The organism is Caulobacter sp. SSI4214 (assembly GCF_012184455.1).
In the GTDB taxonomy this organism is placed as follows: Bacteria; Pseudomonadota; Alphaproteobacteria; order Caulobacterales; family Caulobacteraceae; genus Caulobacter; species Caulobacter vibrioides_E.
Genome location: NZ_SZWJ01000155.1, coordinates 1 through 4,407, shown reverse-complemented (window position 1 = coordinate 4,407; position 4,407 = coordinate 1). Strand labels below are relative to the sequence as shown.

4 protein-coding genes are annotated in these 4,407 nt (G+C 67.7%); 1 reads left to right on the top strand and 3 read right to left on the bottom strand.

The window, feature by feature from the left end; genetic code table 11:
* Nucleotides 1–101 precede the first annotated feature (101 nt).
* Complete coding sequence (locus FCU40_RS22600; RefSeq protein ID WP_241693691.1) at nt 102–629, top strand: thioredoxin family protein; 528 nt, start codon at nt 102–104, stop codon at nt 627–629.
* A gap of 466 nt (nt 630–1,095) precedes the next feature.
* Here the strand turns inward: FCU40_RS22600 and FCU40_RS22595 are convergent, their stop codons facing one another.
* From FCU40_RS22595 to FCU40_RS22585, 3 genes are all read right to left on the bottom strand, one after another.
* Nucleotides 1,096–2,133, bottom strand: coding sequence for a type II secretion system F family protein (locus FCU40_RS22595; protein WP_054508597.1), 1,038 nt, complete (start codon nt 2,131–2,133; stop codon nt 1,096–1,098).
* Nucleotides 2,088–3,065 carry a type II secretion system F family protein gene (locus tag FCU40_RS22590; protein ID WP_004624899.1) on the bottom strand — a complete coding sequence of 326 codons (978 nt, stop codon included), beginning with the start codon at nt 3,063–3,065 and terminating at the stop codon, nt 2,088–2,090. Before FCU40_RS22590 ends, FCU40_RS22595 begins: the two co-directional genes overlap by 46 nt.
* Before the next feature lie 4 nt (nt 3,066–3,069).
* The coding region (locus FCU40_RS22585) for a CpaF family protein (protein WP_168078040.1) at nt 3,070–4,407 on the bottom strand (1,338 nt) is incomplete at its 5' end.

Genomic DNA, 4,407 nt, shown 5'->3' with positions numbered 1-4,407 from the left:
ATCGCTTTTCGAGCCGATCACGGAATCTGAAGGGGCCGCGAATATTTCTTCGCGGCCCCTTTCCTATTCCAAGGCTAGGGATTGCGGACGACACCGTTCGCATGAAGGTCCCGCCGATGAAGTTCCGCGCCCTGGCCGCCGCCGGCCTGCTCGCCCTCGCCGCGCCCAGCCTGGCCCTCGCCGCCGCCAAGGCCCCGACCGTGGCGCTGAAGTCGATCGCCGACCTGCCCACGCCCCTGCCCTATCCCTATGACGAGACCGCCGACGCCGAAAAGGACGTCGCCGCCGCGCTGAAGACCGCCAAGGCCCAGAAGAAGCTGGTGCTGATCGACCTGGGCGGCAACTGGTGCGGCGACTGCCGCGTGTTCGCCGGCCTGATCGAGCAGCCGGACCTGAAGGCCTGGGTCGCCAAGCACTATGTCGTGGTGACGGTCAATGTCGGCCGCTACGACCACAACATGCAGATCCCGGCCCGCTACGGCATCGACAAGCTCAAGGGCGTGCCGACCTTCCTGGTGGTCGATGCGAAGGGCAAGCTGGTCAACCCGGACGCCCTGTTCGCCCTGACCGACGCCCGCCACATGACGCCCCAGTCGATCGCCGACTGGCTGGCCCAGTGGGTGAAGTAGGGCGAGGGATTTCACCCCCGACACGCGCGAGCGAGGGGGCTACCGCCGCTACGGCGGGAATAGCGAGCATTTGGAATGTCGCGGCGGCGTGGATTGCTGGCAGAATCCTCCCCCGCGATGCGGGGGAGGTGGCCCAGAGAGCCGGAGGGTGCTAACGCGGCCGATCTCCAGCTCGCCCCCCAGCCGCTTCGCGGCAGTTCCCCCGCATCGCGGGGGAGCAAAATGAACGACGACCGCCCAGGCTCGCCCCCAGGCCCCAGCCCCCAACCCTCCCCCAGAAATCCGATCTTCCCGGCAAAGGCCGGGACCCAGATCGAGCCCGCCGACGTCCGTCCGTTCGGCGCGGGGCGATGGCGCGTCATCGTCAGCCGACCTGGATGAATCTGGGCCCCGGCGTTCGCCGGGGAGGTCGGTCTGTCCGAAATGTCCGGCGGGCAAACGCCAGAGACGAGCGCGCGCCCCCGCCTCAGTGTTTCCCGAACACGTCCATGATCTTCATGATCGCCGGGCCCAGGATCATCAGGAACAGCACCGGCAGGAAGAACAGGATCATCGGCACGGTCAGCTGGGCCGGCAGGGCGGCGGCCTTCTTTTCGGCGGCCGACAGGCGCAGTTCGCGGTTCTCCTTGGCCATGACCCGCAGCGCCGTGCCCAGCGGCGTGCCGTAGCGTTCGGCCTGGATCATGGCCGTCGCGACGGACTTGATGCCCGGATAGTTGACCCGGCGGGCCAAGCCCTCATAGGCCAGGCGGCGGTCGGGCAGGTACGACAGCTCGGCGGTCAGCAGGCTGAGCTCCTCGGCCAGCTCCATCGACGAGGCGCCGACCTCCGCGCCGACCTTCTGGATGGCGGCCTCGATCGACATGCCGCTTTCCACGCAGATCAGCAGCAGGTCCAGCGCGTCGGGAAAGGCCGCCACGATCGACTCGCGGCGCTTCTGGGCGACGTTGGTGATGTAGACGTTCGGCGCGTAGTAGCCGATGGCCAGGGCCGCGACGCAGGCGCAGAGCTTCTGGAGCGGCAGGAGGCCGAAGCTGTTGACCACGTAGAGGTAGAAGGCGACGACCGCGGCGAACACGAACGGCGCGACGAAGCGGAAGAAGTAGAAGGTCGTCACGGGCCGGGGGCCCCGGAATCCGGCCTGGGCCAGCTTGTCCACGACCTTGGGGTCCTCCAGCAGCCGCGACAGCTGCAGCCGGTCCACGACGTTCTTGTAGAGGCCCTCGTCTTGGTGGCGCAGCGTGCCGCCGCCCCGCGCGGCGATCGTCTGGCGCGAACGGCGGCGCAGCTCCTCGCGGCGGTTGGCCACCGACTTCAGGCGCCCCTCCAGGTTGGAGTTGCGCATCAGCGGCGAGGTCAGGGTGATGATCGTGGCGAACACCACCACGGCGATGAAGACCGTCAGCAGGTTCGAGGGGTCGGTCAGGGCGTCGACGAGATTCACGCGATCCTCCCCCCCTAGAACTTGAAGTTGATCATCTTGCGCATCAGCAGGATGCCGCAGGTCATCAGGACCGCGCCGGCCAGCAGCATCAGGTGACCGCGCGGATCGGTGAACAGCGGCTTCATGTATTCGGGCGAGGTCACGCTGATCATGGTGACGACGCCGGGCGGCAGACAGCCGATGATGAAGGCCGAGGCGACGGCTTCGGCCGACAGGGCCTTGATCTTCTCCTTCATCAGCTTGCGCGAGCGCAGCACGGTGGAGAGGTTGCCCAGGGCCTCGGCCAGGTTGCCGCCGGTCTTCTGCTGGATGGCCAGAACGATCGAGAAGAAGCGCAGCTCGCTGGTCGGCATCCGCTCGTACATCTTCTCCAGCGCCGCATCCATCGGCACGCCCATGCCGATGTTCTCGGTCAGGATGCGGAACTCGCCGGCCAGGGGCTCGGGGCTCTCCTTGCCGATGATCTTCAGGCAGTCGTGGACCGGCAGGCCCGACTTGACGCCGCGCACGATGATGTCGACGGCGTCGGCGAAGGCCTCGGTGAACTTCTGGATGCGGCTCTTGGCCAACATGCCCAGCACCCAGCGCGGCAGGCCCACCCCGGCGGCGAAGGCCGCGCCCAGGGCGATCAGCGGCGACTGGCCCAGGGTCAGGATGATCAGGGCCACCACGACGCCCAATCCGGCGCTGGCGATCCAGAACATCTTCACATTGTCGCCGAGGCCGGCGGCGCGCATCCGGGCCTCGACGGTCAGCGAGGCCTTCTTCTGCTTGCGGTCCTGGTCCTTCAACGCCTTGAGAATGGCCGCGCGGCGCACGTCCGGCGTGTTGGCGGCGGCCTTGGCCCGCACGGCGGCCTGACGCTGACCGCCCCCGGCGATCAGCTGGGCGCGCTTGGCGGCCTTGGCCGCGTTGCTGTCGCCTCCGGCGAAGGCGAAGCCCAGGCCCGCGATGGTGATGAAGCCCAGAACGCCGGCGATGATGAACAGCATCGCGCTACTCCGCCGCGTCGAGGGCTTCGGCCAGCTCGCGCTCCAGCCCGTAATAGCGGGCGCGGTCCCAGAAGCGCGGCCGGGCGATGCCGGTGGAGCGGTGGCGGCCCACGACCTTGCCGTTCTCGTCCTCGCCGGTGATCTCGTAGACGAAGAGGTCCTGGGTGACGATCACGTCGCCTTCCAGGCCGACGACCTCGGTGATGTGGGTGATGCGGCGCGAACCGTCGCGCAGGCGCGCCGCCTGGACGATAACGTCGACCGAGCCGACGATCATTTCCTTGATGGTCTTAGACGGCAGGCCATAGCCGCCCATGGTGATCATGCTCTCGACGCGGCTGATGGCCTCGCGCGGGCTGTTGGCGTGCAGCGTGCCCATCGAGCCGTCGTGGCCGGTGTTCATCGCCTGCAGCAGGTCGAAGGCCTCGGGACCGCGCACTTCGCCGACGATGATGCGTTCGGGACGCATCCGCAGACAGTTCTTGACCAGGTCGCGCATGGTGACCGCGCCGCTGCCTTCCAGGTTCGGCGGCCGGGTTTCCAGACGCACCACGTGCGGCTGCTGCAGCTGCAGTTCGGCCGCGTCCTCGCAGGTCACGACCCGCTCGGTGGGGTCGATGAACGCGGTCAGCGTGTTGAGCAGGGTCGTCTTGCCCGAGCCGGTGCCGCCCGAGATGATCACGTTGCAGCGGCAGGCGCCGATGACCCCCAGAACCCGCGCCCCTTCCGGGCTGATGGAGGCGAACTCCACCAGGTTCTTCATGGTCAGCTTGTCCTTCTTGAACTTCCGGATGGTCAGGGTCGGACCATCCAGCGCCAAGGGCGGGGCGATGACGTTGACGCGGCTGCCGTCGGGCAGGCGGGCGTCGCAGATCGGCGAGCTTTCGTCGACCCGGCGGCCGACCTGGCTGACGATCCGCTGGCAGATGTTCATCAGCTGCAGGTTGTCGCGGAAGCGGACATTGGTCAGCTGGACCTTGCCGCCGACTTCGATGAACACCCGGTGCGCGCCGTTGACCATGATGTCGGCGATGTCGTCGCGGGACAGCAGCGGCTCCAGCGGACCGTAGCCGAGGACGTCGTTGATGATGTCCTGGACCAGGTGCTCCTGCTCGGCCACCGACATCGAGACGTTCTTGATCGCCACCAGCTCGGCGACGATGTCGCGGATCTCCTCGGCCGCCTGCTTGTGGTCGAGCTGGGCCAGCTGGCTCAGGTCGATGGTGTTCAGCAGGGCGTTGAAGATCGTGGTCTTGGTGGCGTGGTAATAGTCGCTCTGCTCGCGGACGATCACCGTCGTCTGGGGCTCGCCCTGGGCGGCGCGCAGCTGTTCCAGGCCCGC